Source organism: Microbacterium paludicola, assembly GCF_015235415.1.
Taxonomy (GTDB): domain Bacteria; phylum Actinomycetota; class Actinomycetes; order Actinomycetales; family Microbacteriaceae; genus Microbacterium; species Microbacterium paludicola.
Genome location: NZ_JADGLL010000013.1, coordinates 43,961 through 68,157, shown reverse-complemented (window position 1 = coordinate 68,157; position 24,197 = coordinate 43,961). Strand labels below are relative to the sequence as shown.

The following is a 24,197-nucleotide window of genomic DNA, read 5'->3' as shown; positions in this document are numbered from 1 at the left end:
CCCCGAGCCCACATCCCTCTCAGCGAACCCGCGTCACATCGCGTGCCGGGTCGGCGAGAACGTACGGGTTCAGGACGACGGGGTGATGCCGAACGCCGCGAGATGGGCCCCGAGCGTGCGAGCGTCGGGCATGTCCTTGTCCATCCAGCGAGCGAACGGCTCCTGCGATCGACCGCGCACCCAGTCCTCGCGCCGCTTCTCGTCCAGGAAGGCTTCCTGGGGCGTGCGCCCCCGCAGGAACGCAGGATCGGCATACTTCGCCGCGCCGTCGAACTCGCCCCACCCATGGCGGAATTTGATGTCGAGGCGGAACTCCGTGCCGTCGGGGCCTGCGAAGGTCACCTGGATCTGGATGCCCTCGAAACCGAGGACGTGAAGGTACCAGCGACTCACGCTCTCGCCCGGTGACTCGGCACGGTGGTCCGCGAAGGCGAGCACCGCCCGCGCGCGACGGATGCCGCGAGCGCCGCTCGCGCGGCTGATCCGCTCTTCGATCGCCGCGCGCAGCGCCTCCGCGTCGGGTGCCGCTCGCAGGGCGGCATCCGCGAGAGCGACCCCCGCCTCCGGTGTCAGCAGCCGGATGAGATCGAAGACCGTGCGATCGATGGTCGTCAGGAGGAAGCCGTTGTGCTCCTCCAGGTCGTCATCCGAGAACGCATCCTCGTGTCGCATGACGAGCCGATTCTTCGCCGCTGCCCGGTCAGCGCGGCTGAGGACATGCACGCGCTCATCCCGGATGCGGAAGAGCGGCAGGCCGTGCAGAGCCGCCGCCGTGACATGACAGTGGATCGGCGCGACGGCGCAGGCGTCGGCCGCGGCTGCGGCCCGCACTCGCTGCCGTGCCTCAACATAGAGGTCGTTCCATTCGGAGGCCGTCACGAATCTGCCCGGCCGGATCGCGATCGCACGCTTCTCGGCGACAGCGCGCCGGATCGCGCGATCCGACATCCCGAGCGCATCGAGCTCCCGGCGCGAGTAGATCTGGATCTCCGAAGCCATGCTCGCGATCCTCGCGCCCCTCCCCCACGGCATGTCACCGGGCAGGCGAGATGTGCACAGCCCGCCCCTACCGGCTCCCTGTGGACGGCCCGGCCTCCTCCCGCCGTCTCACGCCCAACCCGCGCCTTTTCGGCGAACCCGCGCCTGATGTCATGCCGGGTGGGCGAAAGGATGCGGGCTCGACGGATCCCCGGCCGGTAGCGTGGGCGCATGGCGCAGCGACGGGTCGTGATCACCGCTCACGCGGGGTTGCACGCGCGGCCCGCGGCCGAGCTGGCCAGGCTCGCGCAGGAGCGGGAGGGCGGCATCCGGATCCGCACGGCGGGCGCGACGGTGGATGCGGCGAGCGTGCTCGCGGTGATGGACCTCGCGCTGGAGCGCGGTGCCGAGATCGTTCTCGAGACCGAGGGGCCCGACGCGGAGGCCGCGCTGGAGACCGCGGCCGGCCTGCTCGATCCGCGCGGGGTGTGACGACCACGCTCGACTCGTCCGGAGCAGTGCCCGAGGTCGCCGGCTTCGACGCGCCCGAGGGTCAGCCGTCGATCACGGCGGCGAGCTCGTCGAGGAACGACGACAGGTCGACCCCGCGGCGGACGAGGCGCTGCGCGCTCTCCGGCTCGCCGAACACCTCGACGAGCTGCTCGAACACCGTCTGGAAGGCCGGGCGGTCGCTCTCGCTGAAGGCGACGAGGGCGACGACATGCACCCGCGCATCGCCCCACGTGATCGGCTGCTCGCTGATCCCGATCGCGATCGCGGTGCGCGCGGCGGTCATCTTCAGGGCGTGCGGCACGGCCAGCGTCTCGGTGAATGCCGTCGACGACAGCCGCTCGCGCTCGATCGTGCTGTCGACGTAGTCGTCGCCGATCACTCCCTGCGCGACGAGCAGCGCTCCGAGATCCCGGATGACGCCCTCCTCGCCGCGGGACGCATCCACTCCCCGCAGGAACGCGCCGGGCGCGAAGTAGCGGGCGAGCTCCGCGCGCAGCCGGCCGAGGCGGCGGGCCCGGCGCACGCGCCCCGCCGCGGCGGTCACGCGCTCCACGTCGGCGTCGGTCAGGAAGGGCTGGATCCGCACGATGCGCTCCGAGGGAAGTCCCGTGACGTGGACGGGCGGCTCGATCGTGGTGAGGACGAGATCGGAGTCGATCGCCGACCAGTCGGGGTCGACGCGGGTCTCGACGCCCGTCACCTCGATCGAGCGGCCGAGCGAGCGGTCGACGCTCGAGCGCAGCAGCTCGTGGAGCTCGTAGTAGCCGGGGCACACGATCGTCGCCGTGAGCATCGTCTCGGCGCGGCGGCTGCGCTCGAGGCGGCCTCCCACGTGCATCGCGATGTAGGCGATCTCGTCGTCGTGGATGGGAACGCCGAGCGTGACAGACAGCTCGCCGGCGATCGAGACGGCGACGTCGAAGATCATCGGATACGCCGACTTCAGCGTGCGGGTGAGCGGGTTCCGCGACCACGCCTGCTCGCGTGCCCGGTGCACGAGGTTCTGCACGTGCAGCGCGAGACGCTCGACGAAGTCGTCGTGCGCGATGTCCACGAGGTACGACTCGGCCGCCCGCTCGACCGCCGTGCGGACGACGGCCGCAATACGCGGGTCCGGCGCGACGGCGGGCTCCTCGCGCGAACCGGGCACGACGACGCGCGTGAGCAGCAGCGCCGCGAGGTGGAGGCGGTCGCCCTGACCGAGCTCGACCCCGAAGTGGCGGCTCGTGAGCTCTCCGACGATGTCGGCGAGGCGGGCGCGGGCGGGCTCCGGGTCGCCGTGCACCGCGTCGAGCGCACGCCCCTGCGCGACGCGGTCGGCGGCGATCGCGACATGCAGCACGACATCCGCGGCGGCGAACTCGTTGACGAAGTACCCGAGCTCGCCGAGCCGCGCGACGAGGTCGGTCTTGAACGCCCCGAGCGCCTCCGACGGGATCGCCATCGCGTCGGCGGCGCGGCGAAGGGCCTCGAGGTCGAAGGCCCCTTCGTCCATCTCGTCGTGGGCGACCCGGCTGACGAACCGCCGCTGGGCGAGCTCCGAGCCGACGAGCCGGATGCGCGAGCCCGCGCGCACCAGCGTCAGCCCCGCACCGTCTCCCAGCAGCGACCGCACGCGTCCGAGGTCGGCCTCGAGCGTGGCGGAGCTGACGTGCATCCTGTCCGCCGTCTCGTGCACGTCGATCCCGTCGTCGGCGTCGAGCAGCGCGCGGACCACGCCGTGCAGCCTCTCGCGGGGCGTTCCGGGATCGACCTCGGCACCGGCCCGCAGCACGGCCGCGGCGGCTCCCGTCGCCCGGTATCCGGCGGGCCCCGACTCGATCGCCTCGTCGCCCGGCACCCGCGCGTTGACGGCCGTGACGTAGCTGCGGACGCTGCGCGGAGTCACGCCGAGCTGATCGGCGAGCGTCGCGGCCGTCACCCAGTCGCCGCGGCGGATCAGGATGCCGAGCACCCGGTCCTGCCGCCGCCTCGTCATATCCGCAAGTCAATCACGCGCGCACGCGGGATCTTCCGCGGGGGCGGAAACAATCCTCGTTGCGCCGCTCCCAGCGGAAGATCAGGATCGATTCCGAAGGGATGTGTGGGAATCGATGAGGATCCTCGTTGTGTGCGGTGCGGGCGCGTCCAGTACGTTCGTCGCGCTGCGGCTTCGTCGTGCCGCCGCATCGGCCGGCATCGATCTCACGGCCATCGCCGGCGCCGCCCCCTCCCTCGCGACCGACCTCGACACGGCGGATGTCGTGATGGTCGGTCCGCATCTCGAGCGCTCGCTCGACGAGATCCGCGCCCTCGCGAGACCGCGAGGAGTGCGCGTCGTGCTGCTGCCCGACGACATCTTCACCGACGGTGACGGCAGCCGAGCGCTCGCGCTCGCGGTCGCCGCCCCCTCCGACGTGGACTCCGCGGCCGCGGAGCCCGCCTGACGAAAGGATCACCATGGCCACTCGCACCCTTCAGCTGGGCTCGTCTCACGGACTCCACGCGCGCCCCGCGAAACTGTTCGCGCAGGCGGCGAAGGAGGCCGGCATCCCGGTCACGATCGCGAAGGGCGACGGAAAGCCCGTCAACGCCGCCAGCATCCTCGGTGTCATCGCGCTCGGCGTCGAGCAGGGGGACGAGGTCACACTGACCGCGGAGGGCGACGGCGCGGAGGGCGTGCTCGACACGCTCGAGCAGCTTCTTGTCACCGACCACGACGCGCAGTGATCCCGATGCGACGCACCCACGAGCGGAACGAGACCAAGTGAGCGACACCATCAGCGGCGTCGGCATCGGCCTGGGCGTGGCCCAGGGGCCGATCGCGCGGATGCCTGAGCGCACGCCGGCGCCGAAGGACACGCGCAGCGAGCGCTCTCCTGAGGACGAGGCCGCGCGCGTGCGCGAGGCCGTCGGCGCGGTCGCGGCCGAGCTGACGCGCCGCGCCGAGGCCGCGGGCGGTGCCGCCCACGACGTGCTCGAGGCGCAGGCGATGATGGCGGAGGACCCTTCGCTCGAGGAGGCAGTGCAGGCCCGCCTCGACGAGGGCAAGACCGCCGAGTGGGCGGTGCACGACGCGTTCGCCGAGTTCCGCGCGACGCTCGAGGCCGTGGGCGGCTACCTCGGGGAGCGCGCCGCGGACCTCGACGACGTCGCCGCGCGCGTGATCGCGCACCTGCGCGGCGAGCCGGCGCCGGGCGTCCCCTCGCCGGGGCACCCGTTTGTGCTGCTCGCTCCGGATCTCGCACCGGCCGACACGGCGCTGCTGGATCTCGATCCCGACTCCCCCAACCGCGTGCTCGCGCTCGTCACCACCGACGGCGGCCCGACCTCGCACACGGCGATCCTCGCCCGCGAGAAGGGGATCGTCGCGGTCGTCGGCGCATCCGGTGCGACCGGCCTCGCCGAGGGCGACGTCGTGATCGTGGATGCCGCGGCGGGCGCGGTCGTCGCCTCGCCGACCGACCAGCAGCTCGCCGAGGCTCAGCGGCGCTCGGACGAGCGCGCGGCGGCCGTCGCGGCTCCGGTCACCCCCGGCGCCCTCGCCGACGGCACGCCCGTTCCGCTGCTGGCCAACCTCGGCTCCCCGAAGGGCGCGGGCGAGGCGCTCGAGCTGGGCGCGGAGGGCGTCGGCCTGTTCCGCACCGAGTTCCTGTTCCTGAGCTCCAAGGAGGCCCCGACGGTCGAGGCGCAGCAGGCGGAGTACACGAAACTGCTCGCCGCCTTCGCGGGCAAGAAGGTCGTCGTGCGCGTGCTCGACGCCGGCGCCGACAAGCCCCTGCCGTTCCTCAACGACGCCGAGGAGGAGAACCCCGCCCTCGGGCTTCGTGGCCTCCGCGCCCTGCGGGCGAACGAGCAGATCCTCCGCGACCAGCTCACGGCGCTCGCGCGCGCCGACGCCGACAGCGACGCCGACCTGTGGGTCATGGCGCCGATGGTCGCCACGGTGGAGGAGACGATCTTCTTCACCGAGCTCGCGCACGAGCTGGGCCTGAAGACCGCAGGCGTCATGGTCGAGGTCCCGGCGGTCGCACTGCTCGCCGAGCGCGTGCTGAACCACGCCGACTTCGCGTCGATCGGCACGAACGACCTGACGCAGTACACGATGGCGGCGGATCGCCTGCTCGGCTCGGTCGCGACCCTGCAGGATCCGTGGCATCCGGCTGTCCTGAAGCTCATCGCCGCGGTCGGCGAGGCGGGACGGACGCATGGAAAGCCGGTCGGCATCTGCGGCGAGGCCGCCGCGGATCCGCTGCTCGCCGTCGTGCTCGTCGGTCTCGGCGCGACCACGCTGTCGATGGCGCCCGCGGCCCTCGCCGACGTGCGCTTCTCGCTCGGCCGCTACACGATCGAGGACGCCCGGCGCATCGCGCAGGCGGCCCTCGATGCGGACGACGCGCCCGCGGCTCGTGCCGCGGCGCAGGCCGCTGCCGCCTCCTGACACCTCTCCCACCCGAAATCACAGCAGAACACAGCAGAAAGACGAGTCATCATGACTGACACCCAGGTCGCGGCGAAGGCGCCCGGCGGCATCCGCGTCGGCGTGCAGAAGTTCGGCACGTTCCTCTCCGGCATGATCATGCCCAACATCCCCGCGCTCATCGCGTGGGGCATCTTCACAGCGTTCTTCATCGCCGTGGGCTGGACGCCCAATCCGGCGCTCGAGTCGATCGTCGGCCCGATGATCCATTACCTGCTGCCGATCCTGATCGCCTACCAGGGCGGTCGCATGGTCTACGAGACGCGCGGTGCCGTGGTCGGAGCCGTCGCCACGTTCGGCGCCATCGCCGGCTCCGACTGGCTGATCGCCCTCCTCAACGAGGATCTCGTCGCGGCGGGAGAGAAGGAGATCGGCCAGATCCACATGTTCATCGGCGCCATGATCATGGGTCCGCTCGCGGCCTGGGTCATGAAGAAGCTCGACGCCCTGTGGGAAGGCAAGATCAAGGCCGGCTTCGAGATGCTCGTGAACATGTTCTCGGCGGGAATCTTCGGATTCATCGCCGCGGTGTTCGCGTTCTACGTGCTCGCGCCGATCGTGAACTGGATCATGGACCTCCTCGGTGGCGCCGTGGGATGGCTTGTCGACAACGGCCTGCTGCCGCTGACCAGCATCCTGATCGAGCCCGCCAAGGTCTTCTTCCTCAACAACGCCATCAACCACGGCGTCCTGACGCCGCTCGGCACCGCCGAGTCGGCCGAGGCGGGCAAGTCGATCCTGTTCCTGCTGGAGGCGAACCCCGGCCCCGGCCTGGGCATCCTCCTCGCCTTCACCCTGTTCGGGGTGGGCGCCGCGCGCGCCTCGGCGCCCGGCGCGGCGATCATCCAGTTCTTCGGCGGCATCCACGAGGTCTACTTCCCGTACGTCCTGATGAAGCCTGCTCTGCTCCTCGCGGTCATCGCCGGTGGTGCGACCGGTGTCGGCACGAACGCGATCTTCCAGTCGGGCCTCGTCGCCCCCGCCGCGCCGGGATCGATCATCGCGGTGCTCGCGCAGACCGCGCGTGACAGCTACGTCGGCGTGATCCTCTCCGTCGTCCTGTCGGCGCTGGTGTCGTTCCTCATCGCCGCCGTCATCCTGCGCGCGAGCCGCAAGCGCGACCTCGCCGCCGAGGCGGCCGGCTCGGACGGGTTCGCCACGGCCGTCGCTCGGACGCAGGCGAACAAGGGCAAGTCGTCGGCCACGCTGAGCGGCCTCGCTGGTGCGGGTGCCGCGGGCGGCACCGCCACCCTCACCGCCCCGGCGCACACCATCGAGCGCGTCGTGTTCGCGTGCGACGCCGGCATGGGCTCGTCCGCGATGGGCGCCAGCGTGCTGCGCAACAAGTTCAAGGCCGCCGGCATCGAGGGAGTGAACGTCACGAACAAGGCGATCGCCGCGCTCGACGGATCCGCGGATCTCGTCGTCACCCAGCAGCAGCTGACCGACCGCGCCCGCCAGCGCGAGCAGTCGGCGGTGCACGTCTCGGTGGACAACTTCATGAACTCGCCGAAGTACGACGAGATCGTGCAGATGCTGCTCGTGCAGCAGTCGGCCGACGAGACCAAGGCCGAGCACGGCGAGCCGACGGATGAGGGCGCCGGCTTCGTCGCCACGCCGACCCCGGCGACCGACGCTCCGGCCACGCGTGCCGAGGCGCGCGCCGCCGCGGCGGCCGTCGACTCCGGCGCCGCGGCGTCGGAGGGTGTGCTCACGCAGGGAAGCGTCCGGATCCACGCCGGCTCGGTCTCGCGTGACGAGGCGATCCGCGAGGCGGCCGACATCCTCGGGTCCGCCGGCGCCGTCACGGGCAAGTACTACGACGCGATGCTCACCCGTGAGCAGACGGTCTCGACGTTCATGGGCAACGAGCTCGCGATCCCGCACGGCACGAACGACGCCAAGGACGCGGTGCTCGCCTCGGCCCTGACCGTCGTCCGCTACGACGGCGGCGTCGACTGGGACGGCGACAAGGTCACGTTCGTCGTCGGCATCGCCGGCCGCGGTGACGAGCACCTCGGCCTGCTGCAGAACGTCGCGCTGCTCTTCTCGGACGAGGAGCAGGTCGAGCAGCTCAAGCGGGCCGAGACGCCCGAGGAGCTGTACACGCTGCTCAAGACGGTGAACGAGGGCTGATCCATGGCGAAAGCGGTCCACTTCGGAGCGGGCAACATCGGACGCGGTTTTGTTGGGCTCCTGCTTCATGAGGGCGGGTATGAGGTGGTGTTCTCGGACGTCGCGACGGCGCTCGTCGACGCGATCAACGCGGCAGACGAGTACACCGTTCACGAGGTCGGTGAGGGGGGCCGCGATCGTGTGGTGACCGGCTTCCGCGCGATCGACAGCGCGGCCGATCCGGATGCGGTGGCGGCGGAGGTGGCGACGGCAGACGTCGTCACCACCGCCGTCGGCCCGACGGTGCTGCGCTTCATCGCGCCGCACATCGTCGCGGGTCTCGCGCGGCGGGATCCGGATGCCGCTCCCCTGCAGGTGATGGCGTGCGAGAACGCGATCGGCGCGACCGACACGCTGCGCCAGCACATGCAGGACTCGGCGGGCGAGGGCTGGGATGCCCTCGCCGGCCGGGCCGTGTTCGCCAACACGGCGGTGGATCGGATCGTTCCCGGCCAGCCCGAGGGTCACGGCATCGACGTGACCGTCGAGCCGTTCTTCGAGTGGGCCATCGAGCGGCCGCCGTTCGGCGACACCCCGCCGTCGATCCCCGGTGCCCACTTCGTGGACGACCTCGCGCCGTACATCGAGCGCAAGCTCTTCACGGTGAACACGGGTCACGCGACGGCGGCCTACCTCGGTGCGCGCGCGGGCCTCGAGAAGATCTCCGACGCACTCGCCGACACGGCCGTGGCCGACGGCGTCGCGGCGGCGCTCGAGGAGACCTCGGCGCTGCTGGCCGCGAAGCACGGGTTCGACCCGGCGGATCTCGCGCAGTACCGGGCGACGATCCTCGGCCGCTTCCGCAACCCGGCCCTTCCCGACACCGTGTGGCGCGTCGGGCGCCAGCCGCTGCGCAAGCTGTCGCGCCACGAGCGCTTCGTCGGCCCGGCGGCGGAGGCCGTCGAGCGCGACCTGCCGGTGGACGGCCTCCTCGCCGCGGTCGGCGCCCTCCTCGCGTTCGACGATCCCGAGGACGAGCAGTCGGTCGACCTGCAGCGCCTGCTGCGCGAGCTCGACGCCGCGGCCTTCACGGCGCAGGTGACGGGCCTCGAGCCCGAGCACCCCCTGTTCGCCCGGATCGCGCAGGTCGTGGAGCGCGCGCAGGCGGCGTAGGTCGCGAAGACAGCAGAGGATCCCGCCGGGTCCGTGGCGCATGCCCCGGATCCGGCGGGATCCTCTGTTTCTGGGGCCGCCGGCGGTCCGGGCCATTCGATAATCGAACGCCGCGGCATAGGATCGAGCACGTGGCCACGCCGACCGAGACATCCGCCGGATCCGCCGCCTCCCACTCGGGCGCGCAGGCCGGATCGCAGACGCTGAGCCGCGGCATCCGCCTGCTGGAGGTGCTCGCGGCGGCCGACCGCGCGATGTCGATCGACGAGCTCGCGGCCTCCCTCGGGGTGCACCGCTCGGTCGCCTACCGACTGCTGCGCACGCTCGAGGACCACGGGCTCGTCTCGCGTGGTGGCTCTGGCCTCGTCTCGCTGGGCGCGGGCCTCGCGGCGCTCGCGGCGAGCGTCTCGCGCGACCTGCAGCAGGCAGCGCTTCCCGAGCTCGCCGAGGCGGCCGACGATCTCGGCATGACCTGCCTGCTCGTGCTGCTGGAGTCGGATGAGGGGATCACGGTCGTGAGCACTCCCCCGCGCCGGACGGTCGCCGTGTCGTACCAGCCAGGCCACCGGCATCCGATCACGCGCGGCGCACCCGGCAAGGCCCTGCTGATGGAGCTTCCCGACACCGCGTGGCCGCGGGATGCGTCGCCCGAGCTGCGCGAGGAGATCGAGCTCAGCCGGGAGCGGGGCTACGCGACGAGCCACGACGAGGTCGTGGCATCCCTCTGGTCCGTCGCCGTGCCGCTTGTGCTGCCGGGTCAGCCGCTCGCCGCCGTCGCGGCGATCCACGTCTCACTCACCCGCCCCGAGCCCGAACTGGCCGAGCGGCTGCACGCCGCCGCCGCCGGCATCGCCCGCGCCTTCGGGGCGTAGGGCCGGCGTCAGGCACGCCTTCCGACGCGCGCCTCAGACGGCAGCCCGCTGCGCCGCGAACACCCCCGAGAAGAACGCGGCGAGCTCGTCGATCGCGTCGAGCGGCAGCACCTGCGCCACGTAGTGGTCGGGCCGCACGACGACGATCGCCCCGTCGCGGCTGATCTCGCGCGCCTCGAAGATGTCGTCGGCGGGATCCGCCGCGTACACCTTCTCGTAGTCGACGATCTGGAAGGGACCGACCTTCGGCAGGAAGAGCCTCGGCACGTCGTTCGTCTCGACCCGCGTGTGGTCCTGCTGGTACACGACCTTGACGTCGAACCACGCGTCGACGTCGGCACCCTCCGGCGTGAAGGCGACGACCGGGGAGTCCGGCGACGACGCGAGCCACTCGGCGAGATCCGTCGTGCGCGAGGCCTCGCCCGGCGCCGCCGCGTCCGCGAACACGTAGATCCGCCAGCGGCCGTCCGCCCGGTGGTGGTGGCCGAGGTGCTGCGGGTTCGCGTCGCATACCCGCACGACCGGGTGCGACTTGAAGCGCTTGCCGACCGGGAACCCCCCCGCGAGCTGCGGATGCGCATCCGTCCCCATGATCATCGACGGCCCGTACTGCGTCATAAATCCCGCCGGGAACTCGATGGTCTTCATGTAGAAGTCCTCGAGCGCCGACGGATCCTCCATCTCCTCGGGCTTCGCGGCCATGAGCGTCGACCACTGCTTGTCGAACTCGATCAGATTCACTGCCACCTGCTGGCGCTCGGCCGAGTAGGTGTCGAGCAGCGCCTCGGGCGCCCGCCCCTCGAGCACGTGCGCAAGCTTCCAGGCGATGTTCCAGCCGTCCTGCATCGACACGTTCATCCCCTGGCCGGCCTTCGCGCTGTGCGTGTGGCACGCGTCGCCGGCGATGAACACGCGGGGCGTGCGAGCCCCGTCCTCACCGGCCGGCACGTCGTCGAACTTGTCGGTGACGCGGTGGCCGACCTCGTAGACGCTGCGCCAGGCGACGTTCTTCACGGTGAGCGTGTAGGGGTGAAGGATGCGGTTCGCCCGCGCCTCGACCTCCTCCTGCGTGGTCTGGCGCACGCGGCCGTTGTCGTCGGGCGGCACCTCGCCGAGGTCGACGTACATCCGGAACAGGTGGTTTCCCTCGCGGGGGATGTGCAGGATGCTGCCGCCGTCGTGCGACTGGATGGCGCACTTGGTGCGGATGTCGGGGAAGTCGGTCTCGGCGAGCACATCCATGACGCCCCACGCGTGGAAGGCCTGGTCGCCGACGAGCTTGCGGCCGATCGCCTCGCGCACCCGGCTGCGCGCCCCGTCGGCGCCGATCGCGTACCTGGCGCGGACGGTGCGCTCCTCGCCCTCCGCCACGCCGGCCGATGCGCCCGCGCCCTCTGCGCGGCGCAGCGTGGCGACCACCGGGTGGTCGCCCTCGTCCTCCACCCGCAGCGTCACGAACTCCCAGCCCCAGTCGGGCTCGAGGCGTCCGGGGGCGTTCCGCGCGTACTCGGCGAAGTAGTCGAGCACACGCGCCTGGTTCACGATCAGGTGGGGGAACTCGCTCATCCCGTGCGGATCATCCGGGGTGCGGGCGGAGCGGACGATGTTCTGCGGGTTCTCCGGGTCGGGCTTCCAGAAGCACATCTCGGTGATGCGGTACGCCTCCTCGGTGATCCGGTTCGCGAAGCCGAACGCCTGGAACGTCTCGACGCTGCGCGCCTGGATGCCGTCGGCCTGTCCCACCGCGAGCCGCCCGGGACGCCGATCGATCAGGCGCGTGGAGATGCCGGGGAACTGCGCGAGCTGCGCCGCGGCGATCATGCCCGCGGGCCCCGCGCCGACGATCAGGACGTCCATCTCGTCGGGAAGCTCCGGCGAGCGGTCGAGCCCGATGCCCTCGGCCGGCTGCACGCGCGGGTCGCCGGACACGTAGCCGTGGTGGTGGAACTGCACGCGATCTCCCTCGATCCTCGCCCTGCGCCCGCGTCGTCGCGGGTAACGCCCGTGATCGCATATCGAACACGCTGTTCGCTTATCGATCACGGAAAGTCTACGAATGCCTAAGGACGACCGCAACCGATTAGGATCGTGCCCGTCCGGCCGACGATGTTGAGGCCGGTGCTCGAAAAAGGGGCACGAAGCACTGCCGATGACGGCGGCGAGACACATACGGAGTATCTGACCCGGTGCCGCACGCACGGCGCCTGCCGGCTCGTCCACCCCGTCTCGAAAGGCATCCGATGCCGTCTGTCTCCGCGCATGTCGCCGCCGCCCTCTCCCGCCACATCGACCAGGTGTTCGGTCTGATGGGCAACGGCAACGCCTACTTCCTCGACGCCCTGCTGCGCGACACCGGCACCGCCTACACCGCCGTGCGGCATGAGGCCGGCGCCGTCGTCGCCGCCGACGCGCACTTCCGCGTCTCCGGCCGGATCGCCGCGGCGAGCACCACCTACGGCGCCGGGTTCACCAACACGCTCACGGCACTGGCGGAGTCGGCCCAGGCCCGCATCCCGCTGGTGCTCGTCGTCGGCGACCAGCCGACCGCGGGACCGCGCCCCTGGGACGTGGATCAGATCGCGCTCGCCTCGGCCGTGGGAGTGCGCACCTATACGGTCGGCCGCCTCGACGCGGCGGCCACTACGGTCATCGCGATCGAGCACGCGCTCGCCAACCGCACCCCCGTTGTGCTCGCGCTTCCCTACGACACCCCGACGCTCGAGGCGGGTCCCGTCCCGGACCTGCCCGAGCCGCGCCTCCCCCGGCCGATCGCCCCGACGCCCGACGGCCGGGCGGCGATCCGCCGCGCGGCACTCGCCCTCGCCGGCGCCGAGCGGCCCGTTCTGCTCGCCGGGCGCGGCGCCTGGCTCGCCGGAGCCGGCGACGCGCTCGGGCGCCTCGCGGACGCGGCGGGGGCTGTGACGGCCACCACCGCACTCGGACGGGGAGTGTTCCCGGATCACGCCCACGACCTCGGCGTCACCGGCGGCTTCGGCGCGCCCGCGGCGATGGAGCTCATCCGCACCGCGGACGTCGTCGTCGCGATCGGCGCGAGCCTCAGCCCCTTCACGATGCGCTTCGGCGAGCTGCTCGCCCCGGAGGCGCGGCTCATCCAGGTCGACATCGCCCCGACCGCCACGCACCCTCGCGTGGGCGAGTACGTCCGCGGCGACGCGCGCGTCGTCGCCGAACTGCTCGCGGACGAGGTCGCGGCCGCGCACGCGACGGCGACGTGGCGCGACGGTCTCGACGTGGCGGCCCTGCGCCGCCAGGTCGTCGAGGGCGAGTTCGCCCCCGACGGCCGCCTCGATCCGCGTGCCGCCGCGGCCCGCATCGGCGAGCTGCTGCCCGAGAACCGGGTGGTGGTGAGCGACGGCGGGCACTTCATCGCCTGGGCGAACATGTTCTGGCCGGTGGCATCGCCGGGCCGGATGATCATGATCGGCACGGCGTTCCAGTCGATCGGGCTCGGCTGGCCGAGCGTCGCTGGCGCGGCCCAGGCGGACCCGGACGCCGCGATCGTCCTGACCACGGGCGACGGCGGCGGGCTGATGGCGCTCGCCGACCTCGAGACCGCCGTGCGCAGCGCGGCCGGTCGCGGCCTCGCCGTTGTCTGGAACGACGCCGCCTACGGCGCCGAGGTGAACCTCTACGGTCTCAAGGGCCTTCACGAGGGGCCCATGCGGATCCCTCAGGTCGACTTCGCCGCGCTCGGTCGCGCCGCGGGCGCCGAGGGCGTCGTCGTCGAGCGCCTCGCCGACCTCGACCGGCTCGCTGCGTGGGCGGCCGAGCCCGTCGCGACGCGCCCGTTCCTCGTCCTCGACCTCCGCATCTCCGGATCGGTCATCGCCCCGTACCAGCACGAGGTCATCCGCTTCAACAGCTGACCCGCGCACGAGAAGGCCGCCCCGGCAGAGCAGCCGGGGCGGCCTTCACGTGGAGCACTGCGCGAGCGCGGAGGCGCCCCCGCCGTCACTTCCAGATGTAGATGCGCTTCTCCTGGTTCGCCTCGTTCGCCGGCGAGAGGTCGATCCCCTTGCGGTCACGCAGCAGCAGCGTGCCGAGCATCGACACCGCGACGGTGCCGAGGAGGTACCAGGTGATGCCCGTGGTGGAGCCCGTCGACCCGAGGATCGCCGTGGCGATCGTGGGGGCGAACGCGCCGCCGAAGATCGAGCCGATCGCGTAGGCGATCGAGACGCCCGAGAAGCGCACGGAGGCGGGGAACAGCTCCGAGTACCAGGACGACTGCGCGCCGTAGGTCAGGCCGAGACCGAGGCCGAGCAGCACGACACCCGCGGTCAGCCCGCCGATCGTGCCGGTGTTGACCAGCGGGAACAGCGCGACGACCGTGAGGGCCAGCACGATCCAGCCGCCGATGTAGACCGTGCGCCGGCCGAAGCGGTCGGACAGGATGCCCGCGGCGAGGGTCGTCACGAGCCAGGCGACGGCCGAGGCGACGATCGCCCACTGCACGGCGGCGGGGTTCAGCGCGAGCGGACCGTCGGGGTTGCTCGCGTAGTTCTGGATGAAGCCGCCGGTGGTCATGTAGCCGACCGCGTTGTTGCCGACGAACACGAAGGCCGCGAGGAGCACAAGCGGCGCGTACCGGGCGAAGAGGCGCACGACCGGGATCTTCGCCTGCTCGCGACGCTCGGCGATCTCCTCGAACACCGGGCTCTCCTCGACCCGCCGACGCACCCAGTAGCCGACGAAGATCAGCACGAAGCTCAGCAGGAAGGGCACGCGCCAGCCCCAGGCGAGGAAGCTCTCCTGGTCGGGGGTGATGAGGCGCATGACGCCGACCACGGCGCTGGCGAGCAGCAGGCCGATCGGCACGCCGATCTGCGGCATCGCGCCGTACAGACCGCGGCGGTTCTTGGGCGCGTGCTCGACGGCCATAAGCACCGCGCCGCCCCACTCGCCGCCGGCCGACAGGCCCTGCAGGATGCGGAGGAACACGAGCATGATCGGGGCCGCGACGCCGATCGCGGCGTACGTCGGAAGCATGCCGACGAGCATCGTCGCGCCGCCCATCAGGATGAGCGTCGCGACCAGCATCGGCCGGCGGCCGATCTTGTCGCCGAAGTGCCCGGCGAGGAACGCCCCGAGCGGGCGGAACAGGAAGCTCACGCCGATCGTGATCGTCGACCAGATCGGGGCGAGAGACTCGCCTGCCGGCTGGAAGAACAGCACCGCGAAGACCGAGCTGGCGGCGAAGGCGTAGGTGAAGAAGTCGTACCACTCGACGGTGGTGCCGACGACGGTGGCGACGACCACGCGACGACGGTCGACGGGACTGGCGATGGTGCCGGTGGGGGTGAGCGTGCCGGGGGCTGCGTCTCGGGATGACATCTGACCTCCCTTGGTCAAAGGCATGCGGCGCATCGTCGCGCCGGTTCGAGGGAAGGACTCCGCGAACGGGCTGTTCGCATATGGAACACCCTGTTCGCATACGGAATCGGGCGATCCGGATGCGACGCTACACCACGCGCGACCGCGGAGCCAGCACAAAGCGACCGATCGGTCAGTATTGTTGCCTGAGGTCCTCAGCGCCGTCGCGAGCGTGCCAGCCGCGCGCGAGCGAACGGAGCGAACCCGTGCGAGCGAAGCGAGCGTGCCCCGGATGGGGCCCCGCAGCGCGAAGCGCTGCCGGCGATGGAGCGAAGCGACAGCGCCCTCGCTCGCGAGTGTCCGGCGCGCCAGCGCCGGCGCGAGCGTGCGAGCCGCGAAGAATCAGAAACCCTCGCCGATGAGCTCGATGAGCTCCTCGCGCTCCTCGATGGGCAGGAAGGCCGCCGCCGCGGCGTTCAGCTGGAAGGTCTCGAGGTCGTCGAGGCCGTAGCCGAAGGCGGCGACGAGCTGGGCGAGCTCGCGCGTCAGCGAGGTGCGGCTCATCAGGCGGTTGTCGGTGTTGACCGTCACGGCGAAGCCGAGCTGGTACAGCAGGTCGAACGGGTGGTCGTCGAGCTGCTTCCCCCACGCCGCGATGGCGCCGGTCTGCAGGTTCGACGACGGCGACAGCTCGAGCGGGATCTCGCGGTCGCGCACCCAGCGCGCGAGGTCGCCGAAGCGCACGCGCACCTCCTCGCCCTCGCGGGCGACGACATCCAGGTCCTCGGCGATGCGGACGCCGTGGCCGAGCCGCAGGGCGCGGCCGTCGAGCAGCGCGGAGCGGATCGAGTCGAGGCCCGCTCCCTCCCCCGCGTGGATGGTCGTCGGCAGGAACGCCCCGCTGACGATGTCGATCGCCTCGCGATGGCCGGAGGCCGGGAAACCCTCCTCGGGGCCGGCGAGGTCGAAGCCGACGACGCCCTCGTCGCGGAAGTCCACGGCGAGGCGGGCGATGTCCGCCGACCGGCCGTTGTGGCGCAGCGCGGTCAGCAGCTGCCCCACCCGGATGCTGCGGCCGGCGTCATCCGCGGCGTCCTCGCCCTCCTCGATGCCCTCCTGGACGGCCTCGACGGCCTCCTCGAGGGTCAGCCCGCCCTGCAGGTGCTGCTCGGGCGCCCAGCGCACCTCGCCGTAGATCACGCCGTCCTCCGCGAGATCCTCGACGAACTCGCGCGCCACGCGCGTGAGGCCCTCGCGGGTCTGCATGACGGCGGTCGTGACGGCGAACGTCTCGAGGTACTTCTCGAGCGAGCCGGCCTCGCTCTGCCGCCCGAACCAGGCGGCGAGCCGCGTCGGGTCGGTCTCGGGCAGATCGATTCCCGCCGCGTCGGCGAGCTCGACGATCGTGTCGGGCCGCAGGCCGCCGTCGAGGTGGTCGTGCAGCGACACCTTCGGCAGGCTGCGGATCGACACGCCCTCCACGCGGGCGTCTCCGAACGGATCGATCATTGTGCGCTCCTCGCGGTCGGTGTCCGCCCCGGCGAGCCGGCGGCGAGTCGAGAGCCCCCTCGGGGACCGTCGGTGTTCAGGATGTGGCCGCGATGCGCTCGCGCACAAGCGGAGTGCCCTCGGGCGCGGCGTCGCCGAGCTCCCACGCGCCGTCGAGCGCGTCGAGGGCGCGGGTGAAGCGGCTGTCGTCCGGCCCGCCCAGGGTGAACAGCGGCTGGCCCGCGGCGACGCGGTCGCCGGGCTTGGCGTGAAGGTCGATCCCCGCCGAGTGAAGCACCGGATCCTCGGCGCGGGCGCGGCCGGCGCCCAGGCGCCACGCGGCGACGCCGAAGCCGTAGGCGTCGAGGCGGGTGACGTACCCGTCGCGCGGCGCCACCACCGTGTGCGTCTCGTTCGGCACGGGAAGCGCGGCATCCGGATCGCCGTCCTGCGCCTGGATCATCCGGCGCCACGCGTCCATCGCGCGGCCGTCGCGCAGCGCGGCCGCCACGTCGGCGTCCGGCTGACCCGCGAGGGCGAGCATCTCGCGCGCGAGCGCCACGGTCAGCTCGACCACGTCGGCGGGGCCGCCACCGGCGAGCACCTCGACCGACTCGCGCACCTCGTTGGCGTTGCCGATCGCGAGCCCGAGCGGCGTGTTCATGTCGGTCAGCAGCGCCGTGGTGCGCACGCCCGAGTCGGTGCCGAGCTCCACCATCGTGCGGGCGAGCTCACGCGCCCGGTCGAAGTCCTTCATGAATGCGCCGGATCCGAACTTCACGTCGAGCACGAGCGCGTCCGTGCCCTCGGCGATCTTCTTCGACATGATGCTCGACGCGATCAGCGGGATCGCCTCGACCGTGCCGGTCACGTCGCGCAGCGCGTACAGGCGCTTGTCGGCGGGCGCGAGGCCCGAGCCGGCGGCGCAGATCACCGCGCCGATGTCGCGCAGCTGCGCGGTCATCTCGTCGTTCGTGAGCGCCGCGCGCCACCCGGGGATCGACTCGAGCTTGTCGAGCGTGCCTCCCGTGTGGCCGAGGCCGCGGCCCGAGAGCTGCGGCACGGCGACGCCGAACGCCGCCACCAGCGGTGCCAGCGGCAGGGTGATCTTGTCGCCCACACCGCCGGTGGAGTGCTTGTCGACCGTCGGCTTGCCCAGCCCGGCGAAGCTCATCCGCTCCCCCGACGCGATCATCGCATCGGTCATCACGCGGATCTCGTCGCGGTCCATGCCGTTGAGCAGCACGGCCATCGCGAACGCGGCCATCTGCGAGTCGGCCACGTAGCCGCGCGTGAACGCGTCGATCATCCAGCGCAGAGCGTCCTCGTCGACCCGGCCGCCGTCGCGCTTCGCGCGGATGACGTCGACCGCGTCGAAGGGCTCGACCGCCGCCGTCCCGGTGAGGGTGTCGCTCATCGTCCTGCCTCCTCGAGGTCGCGGGGCCCGAAGGCATCCGGCAGCACCTCGTCGATCGTGCGGATGCCCGAGACGGTCTCGAGCAGCATGCCGGGGACCGCGTGCTCGAACAGCAGCTGGCGGCACCGGCCGCAGGGCATGATCGTCGCGCCCGTGCCGTCAACGCACACGAAGGCGACGAGCTGGCCGCCGCCGCTGCGGTGGAGCTCGGACACGAGCCCGCACTCGGCGCACAGCGTCACGCCGTACGCGGCGTTCTCCACGTTGCAGCCGGACACGATCCGGCCGTCCGACGCGATCGCGGCGGCGCCGACCTTGTAGCGCGAATAGGGGGCGTAGGCGTGGTGCATGGCCTCGGTGGCGACGGCGCGGAGCTCGTCCCAGTCGATGTCGCCCGACCACGCGGTGGCGTCTGTCATCTCATCCCTTGATATACGGCTTGCCCGCGGCGGCGGGGCCCCGCGACTGTCCGACGAAGCCCGCGACCGCGAGGATCGTCACGACGTACGGGAGCATCTGCATGAACTGGCCGGGGATCGGTGATCCCAGCACGGTGAGCAGGTTCTGGAGGTTGGTGGCGAAGCCGAACAGCAGGGCCGCCAGCGCCGCGCGGATCGGGTCCCACCGGCCGAAGATGACGGCCGCGAGCGCAATGAAGCCGAGGCCGTCGGTCATGTCCTCGCCGAACTGCGGCACCGACACCAGCGTGAAGTACGCGCCGCCGGCACCGGCGATGACGCCCGCGAGGCTGACGTTCCAGAACCGCGTCGCGTTGACCTTGATGCCGACGGTGTCGGCGGCCTGCGGGTGCTCGCCGACCGCGCGCAGGCGCAGTCCCCAGCGCGTGCGGTACAGGCCCCACGCGACGAGGGCGACCGTGATGAACATCAGGTACACGATGAACGGCTGGTTGAACAGCACCGGCCCGAGCACGGGGATCTCCACCAGGCCGGGGATCGGCAGGCGCGGGAACGTCGCGGGGCGGTTCAGCAGCTCCTCATTCGGCACCAGCAGGATGCCGTAGAGGAAGCCGGTCAGGCCCATCACGAGGACGTTCAGCACGACGCCGACGATGACCTGCTCGACAAGGTACTTGATCGCGAACACAGCGAGCACCAGCGAGACGAGCACGCCGCCGATCATGGCGCCGATGAGTCCCACGTAGGGGTTGCCGGTGAGGCTGCCGAGCACGGCGGCGCTGAACGCGCCGAGCAGCAGCTGACCCTCGATCGCGACGTTGACGACGCCCACGCGCTCGCCGATCACGCCGCCCATGGCGCCGAACACGATCGGCACCGAGATCGAGAGCGCACCCGCCAGCAGGCTCACGACGGGCACGAGCCCGCCCGCGCCGGCCCAGGTGAGGAACGCGAACAGCGCGAGCACGCCGAAGGCGAGCGCGACCCAGACGCGGGGCGTCCGGTAGCGCCACGCCTGCACGGACGCGTATGCCGTGAGCGCGAGCAGGAGCACCACGACGACCCAGACCGTGGGCCCGGCGGGAACGCTCACGTCGCCGAGGGCGAGCAGCGCCTCGCCGCCGCTCAGGCGGAACGTGGTCACGCCGTCGCGTGCGCCGAACAGGAACAGCGCCGTGAGCAGAGCCGTCGCGATGCCGAGGGTGACGGGCACCTTCGGATGCCGCACGCTCACCGCGGCGGTCGCGGCGCTCTCGGGGATCGTGGTCACGGCACTCACTGGGCCACCGCCTTCCGCAGGGCCTTGGCTCGCGCCTTGGCGCTCTTCTCCGCGTCGTCCTTCGGCAGGAAGAAGATCGTCCGCACCAGCGGCGGCGCGGCGACGAACAGCACAACGAGCGCCTGCACAACGAGCACGAAGTCGACGGGGATGCCGGCCGCCTGCATCTGGTACGCGCCCGCCTTCAGCGCGCCGAACAGCAGGCCCGCCGCGAACGTGCCCCACGCGCGGCTGCGGCCGAGCAGCGCGACGGTGATCGCGTCGAAGCCGAAGCCCGCGTCGATGTGCTGGTTGAAGCCGCTGGTCACGGCGCCCTGCACCTGGTTCATGCCGGCGAGACCGGCGAGGCCGCCGGCGAACAGCATCGCGTAGATGTAGATGCGCGGCACCGAGATGCCCGCCGCGCGCGCCGCGTGCGGGTTCTCCCCCACCGCCCGCATCCGCAGGCCCAGGCTCGAGTGCTCGAGCAGCCACCACACGAACACGGTCGCGAGGATGACGAACAGGAAGCCGAGGTCGAGGTTCGGGAAGGCCGGCCCGAGATCGGGGAAGACGGCGCCGGACGGAGTGGGGTTCGAGATCGGCTGCGTGGTGCCGGCCTTCTGCAGCACTCCCTGCGTGCTGACCATCCACTCGACGAACAGCACGCCGACGTAGTTGAGCATGATCGTGAGGATCACCTCGTGTGCACCGGTGCGCGCCTTGAGCACTCCCGCGATGCCGGCCCAGATCGCGCCGCCGATGATGCCGCCGAGCAGCGTGATGGGAAGCTGCAGCGCGAGCGGCAGGTCGAGGCGGAACGTCATCAGCGCGGTGAACGCGACGCCGAAGACGATCTGGCCCTGGGCGCCGATGTTGAACAGGCCGACGCGGAACGCGACCGCGACGCCGAGCCCGGCGGCGATCAGCGGGGCGGCGGCGCCCAGCGAGTTCGTGAGCGAGCGGATGCCGCCGACGAAGTCGTCCGCGCGGGTGTTGAAGATCGCGCCGCGGAACAGCGCCTCGTAGCCGCCGGCGACGGCGGACCAGATCGCGGCGAGCGTGTCGCCGGGCCGCGCGAAGAAGTACCCGGCCGACTCGGCCACGTCCTCGTCCGTCACCGCGATGAGGATGCCGCCGACGACGAACGCCGCGACGAGCGCGAGCACCGTCGTGACGACGCTGCCGCGCAGGATCTCGCGGAGGACCGTGTTCGACCTCGGCGCCTCGGCCGCGGTGTGGGGCTGTGGCGCCTGGGGCGCCGGAAGGGTCTCGCTCACTTCGACTCGCTCCGCTCGCGCAGTGCGTCGCCTGCGGCGTTCTCGTTCTCCTGTGCGCCGGCCATCATCAGGCCGAGTGTGTCGCGCGGTGTGTCTGCCGGGACGATGCCGACGATCCTGCCCCGGTACATCACCGCGATCCGATCGGCGAGCGCCGTGACCTCGTCGAGCTCGGTCGACACCACGATCACCGCCACTCCCGCGTCGCGCGCGGCGACGATCCGGGAGTGGATGAACTCGATGGATCCGACGTCGACGCCGCGGGTGGGCTGGGAGGCGAGCAGCAGACTCAGCTCGCGGCTCATCTCGCGAGCGACGACCACCTTCTGCTGGTTTCCGCCGGACAGCGTGCCCGCGGGGGTCAGCGGTCCCTGGGCGCGGATGTCGAACTCCTCGATCCGATCGCGCGCGAATCCGTCGAGCGCGCGGCGCATCAGTGTGCCGGCCCTGACGAACTCCGGCGACGACGAGCGGTCGAGCACGAGGTTCTCGGCGATCGACATGCCGCCGACGAGGCCGTCGACCTTGCGGTCCTCGGGGACGAAGCCGACGCCCGCGTCGAGGATGTCCTTGACCCCCTCGCCGACGAGCTGGCGGCCGTCGAGCGTGATCGATCCGGTCACGTGGGACTGGAGCCCCATGAGGGCCTCGGTGAGCTCGGTCTGGCCGTTCCCCTGCACGCCGGCGATCGCGAGGATCTCCCCTGGCCGCACGTCGAAGCTCACGTCGTCGACGACCACCGCGCCGGAGGCGGTGCGCACGTGCAGATCGCGCACCTCGAGCCCGCCCTCGCCGGGCGAGGCGGGGCCCTTGTGCACCGTGAGCTCGACCGCGCGGCCGACCATGAGGGCTGCGAGCTCGGCGTTCGTCGACTGCGGGGACGCCTCGCCGACGACCGTGCCGCGGCGGATGACGGTGATGCGGTCGGCGACCTCGCGCACCTCGCGCAGCTTGTGGGTGATGAAGACGATGCCCGTGCCGCCGTCGCGCAGCTGGCGCATCATCGCCATCAGCTCGTCCGTCTCCTGCGGCGTCAGCACGGCCGTCGGCTCGTCGAACACAAGCACCTCGGCGTCGCGCGCGAGCGCCTTGATGATCTCGACGCGCTGCTGCACGCCCACCGGCAGGTCCTCGACGAGCGCATCCGGGTCGACGTCGAAGCCGAAGCGGTCGGCGATCTCGCGCACGCGCGCACGCGCGGCGTCGAGGTCGAGCCGGCCGAGGCGCGTCGACTCGTGACCGAGCGCGACGTTCTCGGCGACGGTGAAGACCGGCACCAGCATGAAGTGCTGGTGCACCATGCCGATGCCGGCGGCCATCGCGTCGCCGGGGCCGCGGAAGCGCTGCGGCTGGTCGTCGAGGAGGATCTCGCCCTCGTCGGCCTGATAGAGGCCGTACAGGACGTTCATCAGCGTCGACTTGCCGGCGCCGTTCTCGCCGAGAAGCGCGTGGATCTCACCCGGTTCGACGGTCAGGTCGATGTGGTCGTTTGCGACGAGGCTGCCGAATCGCTTGGTGATTCCGCGGAGCTCGAGCTTCATGTGGGCACCCTACCGTGCGGGTCTGGATGGGAAACGGAAGCAGGCACAGCACGAGGGCGACCGGACCGTGGCGGCCCGATCGCCCTCGTCGCACCTGCGGATTACGGGGAGTTCGGCGACTCGACGGTGATCTCGCCGGCGACGATCTGCTCCTGCAGCGCGGCGATCTCGTCGAGCGTGCCCTCGGGCAGCTCGGCCTCGAAGTCGTGGAAGCTCGAGAGCGCGACGCCCTCGTTCTCCAGCGTGCCGACGTACGGCGTGACGTCGAACTCGCCACCGGCGGCGGCGACGGTGGTGTCGAACACCGCCTGGTCGATCGCCTTCAGGATCGACACGAGCGTCAGGTCGGCGAGCTCCGGGTCCTTGACGGCGAGGTCGCTGTCGACGCCGAGGAGCTTGACGTCCGCTCCACCGTCGCGGATCGCGGCCGCGGCGCTGGTGTAGATCGGGCCGCCGACGGGAAGGATCACGTCGACACCCTGGTCGAGGATGCCCTGCGCGGTCTGGCGAGCGACGTCGTTGGCCTCGAAGCCGCCCGTGAACGAGCCCTTCTGCGCCTCGACGTCCCAGCCGACGACGCCGACCTCGGCGCCCTTGTCCTCGTTGTACTTCTCGACGCCCAGCTGGAAGCCGTCCATGAAGACCTTCACCGAGGGGATCTCGCCGCCGCCGAAGGTGCCGACCTTGTTGCCGCCGGCCTGCGCCGACCAGGCCGCCGCGGCGTAGCCGCCGAGGTAGGCGGCCTCCGCCGTGTTGAAGACGAGGGGCTTGATGTTCGGCGCGTCCGTCTCGCCGTCGAACTCGAGGTCGGCGTAGTCGTCGATGATCGCGTACTCGACGTCGGGGTTGGCGAGGGCCGACTCGACCGTGGCGGCCGCGAGGTTGAAGCCGACCGAGATGATCAGGCTGCAGCCGTTCGAGACGAGCGTCTCGAGGTTCGGCGCGTAGTCGTTCGCGGTCGTCGACTCCATCTCCTGGGCCTCGATGTCCAGCTCCTCGGCGGCGCGGTCCATGCCCTCCTTGGCGGACTGGTTGAACGAGCGGTCGTTCCAGCCGCCCTCGTCCGAGATGAGGCAGGGGATGAAGTCGTCGGCGGGCTCGGGTGCACCCGAGCCGCTGCCGGCGGGCTCCTCCTCCGGGGCGGTGCCGCAGCCGGCGAGAAGGATCGCCGACGAGACGATCGCGAGACCGGCGAGCGCGGCCTTCCGGGTGGTCCTGATCACACTGTCCTCCATGAAAGAGCTTCGGCCCGGCGTTGAGCGGGGCGTGCGCGACCCCGTTAGGGTGCGGGGCGATACGCACACGGTACAGAACGACAACCGCGCATATTGCACGGAGGGCACCGCTGAA

The 24,197-nt window shown here is 71.6% G+C and carries 19 protein-coding genes; 8 read left to right on the top strand and 11 right to left on the bottom strand.

The features are described 5' to 3' along the window. Positions 1-69: 69 nt before the first annotated feature. Positions 70-999 (bottom strand): hypothetical protein, encoded by a 930-nt coding sequence (locus IR155_RS07395; protein WP_135114208.1) that lies wholly within the window; start codon positions 997-999, stop codon positions 70-72. Between the two features lie 210 nt (positions 1,000-1,209). Between IR155_RS07395 and IR155_RS07390 the strand changes: the two genes are divergently transcribed. Beyond that, complete coding sequence (locus IR155_RS07390; protein ID WP_135114207.1) at positions 1,210-1,470, top strand: HPr family phosphocarrier protein; 261 nt, start codon at positions 1,210-1,212, stop codon at positions 1,468-1,470. Positions 1,471-1,531: 61 nt separating this feature from the next. Here IR155_RS07390 and IR155_RS07385 read toward each other — a convergent pair whose 3' ends face one another. Continuing rightward, positions 1,532-3,469, bottom strand: a complete 1,938-nt coding sequence (locus tag IR155_RS07385) for a BglG family transcription antiterminator (protein ID WP_135114206.1) — start codon at positions 3,467-3,469, stop codon at positions 1,532-1,534. A 115-nt stretch (positions 3,470-3,584) separates the two neighbouring features. Between IR155_RS07385 and IR155_RS07380 the strand changes: the two genes are divergently transcribed. The 6 genes from IR155_RS07380 (at position 3,585) to IR155_RS07355 (ending at position 10,110) form a co-directional block, all read left to right on the top strand. Then, a complete protein-coding gene (locus tag IR155_RS07380) occupies positions 3,585-3,917 on the top strand; it encodes a PTS sugar transporter subunit IIB (RefSeq protein WP_135114205.1) in 333 nt (110 codons plus the stop codon). A gap of 13 nt (positions 3,918-3,930) precedes the next feature. After that, a complete protein-coding gene (locus tag IR155_RS07375) occupies positions 3,931-4,200 on the top strand; it encodes an HPr family phosphocarrier protein (RefSeq protein ID WP_135114204.1) in 270 nt (89 codons plus the stop codon). A gap of 100 nt (positions 4,201-4,300) precedes the next feature. Further along, positions 4,301-5,911: a phosphoenolpyruvate--protein phosphotransferase gene (ptsP, locus tag IR155_RS07370; protein WP_233441147.1), complete on the top strand. Its 1,611-nt coding sequence runs from the start codon at positions 4,301-4,303 to the stop codon at positions 5,909-5,911. A 51-nt stretch (positions 5,912-5,962) separates the two neighbouring features. Continuing rightward, positions 5,963-8,086 (top strand): PTS mannitol transporter subunit IICBA, encoded by a 2,124-nt coding sequence (locus IR155_RS07365; RefSeq protein ID WP_135114202.1) that lies wholly within the window; start codon positions 5,963-5,965, stop codon positions 8,084-8,086. 3 nt (positions 8,087-8,089) lie between these two features. Then, positions 8,090-9,238, top strand: coding sequence for a mannitol-1-phosphate 5-dehydrogenase (locus IR155_RS07360; RefSeq protein ID WP_135114201.1), 1,149 nt, complete (start codon positions 8,090-8,092; stop codon positions 9,236-9,238). Positions 9,239-9,369: 131 nt separating this feature from the next. After that, positions 9,370-10,110 (top strand): IclR family transcriptional regulator, encoded by a 741-nt coding sequence (locus tag IR155_RS07355; RefSeq protein WP_135114200.1) that lies wholly within the window; start codon positions 9,370-9,372, stop codon positions 10,108-10,110. Positions 10,111-10,143: 33 nt separating this feature from the next. On the opposite strand, the gene IR155_RS07350 is transcribed toward IR155_RS07355, so the two are convergent. Then, positions 10,144-12,063 (bottom strand): FAD-binding monooxygenase, encoded by a 1,920-nt coding sequence (locus IR155_RS07350; protein WP_135114199.1) that lies wholly within the window; start codon positions 12,061-12,063, stop codon positions 10,144-10,146. Between the two features lie 287 nt (positions 12,064-12,350). Here IR155_RS07350 and IR155_RS07345 point away from each other — a divergent pair, with 287 nt between their 5' ends. Beyond that, positions 12,351-13,997, top strand: a complete 1,647-nt coding sequence (locus IR155_RS07345; protein WP_135114198.1) for a thiamine pyrophosphate-binding protein — start codon at positions 12,351-12,353, stop codon at positions 13,995-13,997. An 85-nt stretch (positions 13,998-14,082) separates the two neighbouring features. On the opposite strand, the gene IR155_RS07340 is transcribed toward IR155_RS07345, so the two are convergent. From IR155_RS07340 to IR155_RS07305, 8 genes are all read right to left on the bottom strand, one after another. Then, positions 14,083-15,465 carry an MFS transporter gene (locus IR155_RS07340; RefSeq protein WP_135114197.1) on the bottom strand — a complete coding sequence of 461 codons (1,383 nt, stop codon included), beginning with the start codon at positions 15,463-15,465 and terminating at the stop codon, positions 14,083-14,085. Between the two features lie 381 nt (positions 15,466-15,846). Beyond that, positions 15,847-16,953 carry an adenosine deaminase gene (locus IR155_RS07335; protein WP_135114196.1) on the bottom strand — a complete coding sequence of 369 codons (1,107 nt, stop codon included), beginning with the start codon at positions 16,951-16,953 and terminating at the stop codon, positions 15,847-15,849. A 76-nt stretch (positions 16,954-17,029) separates the two neighbouring features. Continuing rightward, positions 17,030-18,349 (bottom strand): thymidine phosphorylase, encoded by a 1,320-nt coding sequence (locus IR155_RS07330; protein ID WP_135114195.1) that lies wholly within the window; start codon positions 18,347-18,349, stop codon positions 17,030-17,032. Further along, on the bottom strand, positions 18,346-18,768 hold the full coding sequence (locus IR155_RS07325; protein ID WP_135114194.1) for a cytidine deaminase: 423 nt from the start codon (positions 18,766-18,768) through the stop codon (positions 18,346-18,348). The genes IR155_RS07330 and IR155_RS07325 overlap by 4 nt, the downstream gene beginning before the upstream one ends. Position 18,769: 1 nt before the next feature. Next, positions 18,770-20,047, bottom strand: a complete 1,278-nt coding sequence (locus IR155_RS07320) for an ABC transporter permease (RefSeq protein WP_135114193.1) — start codon at positions 20,045-20,047, stop codon at positions 18,770-18,772. Further along, a complete protein-coding gene (locus IR155_RS07315) occupies positions 20,044-21,306 on the bottom strand; it encodes an ABC transporter permease (RefSeq protein WP_135114192.1) in 1,263 nt (420 codons plus the stop codon). The genes IR155_RS07320 and IR155_RS07315 overlap by 4 nt, the downstream gene beginning before the upstream one ends. Continuing rightward, positions 21,303-22,847, bottom strand: a complete 1,545-nt coding sequence (locus tag IR155_RS07310; protein ID WP_135114191.1) for an ABC transporter ATP-binding protein — start codon at positions 22,845-22,847, stop codon at positions 21,303-21,305. The genes IR155_RS07315 and IR155_RS07310 overlap by 4 nt, the downstream gene beginning before the upstream one ends. A 101-nt stretch (positions 22,848-22,948) precedes the next feature. Then, positions 22,949-24,082 carry a BMP family lipoprotein gene (locus IR155_RS07305; protein WP_135114190.1) on the bottom strand — a complete coding sequence of 378 codons (1,134 nt, stop codon included), beginning with the start codon at positions 24,080-24,082 and terminating at the stop codon, positions 22,949-22,951. Positions 24,083-24,197: the final 115 nt, after the last annotated feature.

What these genes read in the sequence shown, in the direction of transcription:
- IR155_RS07335 (WP_135114196.1), bottom strand. Translation starts at nt 16,953, where the DNA reads ATGATCGATCCGTTCGGAGACGCCCGCGTGGAGGGCGTGTCGATCCGC.
- IR155_RS07385 (WP_135114206.1), bottom strand. Translation starts at nt 3,469, where the DNA reads ATGACGAGGCGGCGGCAGGACCGGGTGCTCGGCATCCTGATCCGCCGC.
- IR155_RS07375 (WP_135114204.1), top strand. Translation starts at nt 3,931, where the DNA reads ATGGCCACTCGCACCCTTCAGCTGGGCTCGTCTCACGGACTCCACGCG.
- IR155_RS07380 (WP_135114205.1), top strand. Translation starts at nt 3,585, where the DNA reads ATGAGGATCCTCGTTGTGTGCGGTGCGGGCGCGTCCAGTACGTTCGTC.
- IR155_RS07395 (WP_135114208.1), bottom strand. Translation starts at nt 999, where the DNA reads ATGGCTTCGGAGATCCAGATCTACTCGCGCCGGGAGCTCGATGCGCTC.
- IR155_RS07390 (WP_135114207.1), top strand. Translation starts at nt 1,210, where the DNA reads ATGGCGCAGCGACGGGTCGTGATCACCGCTCACGCGGGGTTGCACGCG.
- IR155_RS07340 (WP_135114197.1), bottom strand. Translation starts at nt 15,465, where the DNA reads ATGTCATCCCGAGACGCAGCCCCCGGCACGCTCACCCCCACCGGCACC.
- IR155_RS07360 (WP_135114201.1), top strand. Translation starts at nt 8,090, where the DNA reads ATGGCGAAAGCGGTCCACTTCGGAGCGGGCAACATCGGACGCGGTTTT.
- IR155_RS07345 (WP_135114198.1), top strand. Translation starts at nt 12,351, where the DNA reads ATGCCGTCTGTCTCCGCGCATGTCGCCGCCGCCCTCTCCCGCCACATC.
- ptsP (WP_233441147.1), top strand. Translation starts at nt 4,301, where the DNA reads ATGCCTGAGCGCACGCCGGCGCCGAAGGACACGCGCAGCGAGCGCTCT.
- IR155_RS07330 (WP_135114195.1), bottom strand. Translation starts at nt 18,349, where the DNA reads ATGAGCGACACCCTCACCGGGACGGCGGCGGTCGAGCCCTTCGACGCG.
- IR155_RS07325 (WP_135114194.1), bottom strand. Translation starts at nt 18,768, where the DNA reads ATGACAGACGCCACCGCGTGGTCGGGCGACATCGACTGGGACGAGCTC.
- IR155_RS07310 (WP_135114191.1), bottom strand. Translation starts at nt 22,847, where the DNA reads ATGAAGCTCGAGCTCCGCGGAATCACCAAGCGATTCGGCAGCCTCGTC.
- IR155_RS07365 (WP_135114202.1), top strand. Translation starts at nt 5,963, where the DNA reads ATGACTGACACCCAGGTCGCGGCGAAGGCGCCCGGCGGCATCCGCGTC.
- IR155_RS07305 (WP_135114190.1), bottom strand. Translation starts at nt 24,082, where the DNA reads ATGGAGGACAGTGTGATCAGGACCACCCGGAAGGCCGCGCTCGCCGGT.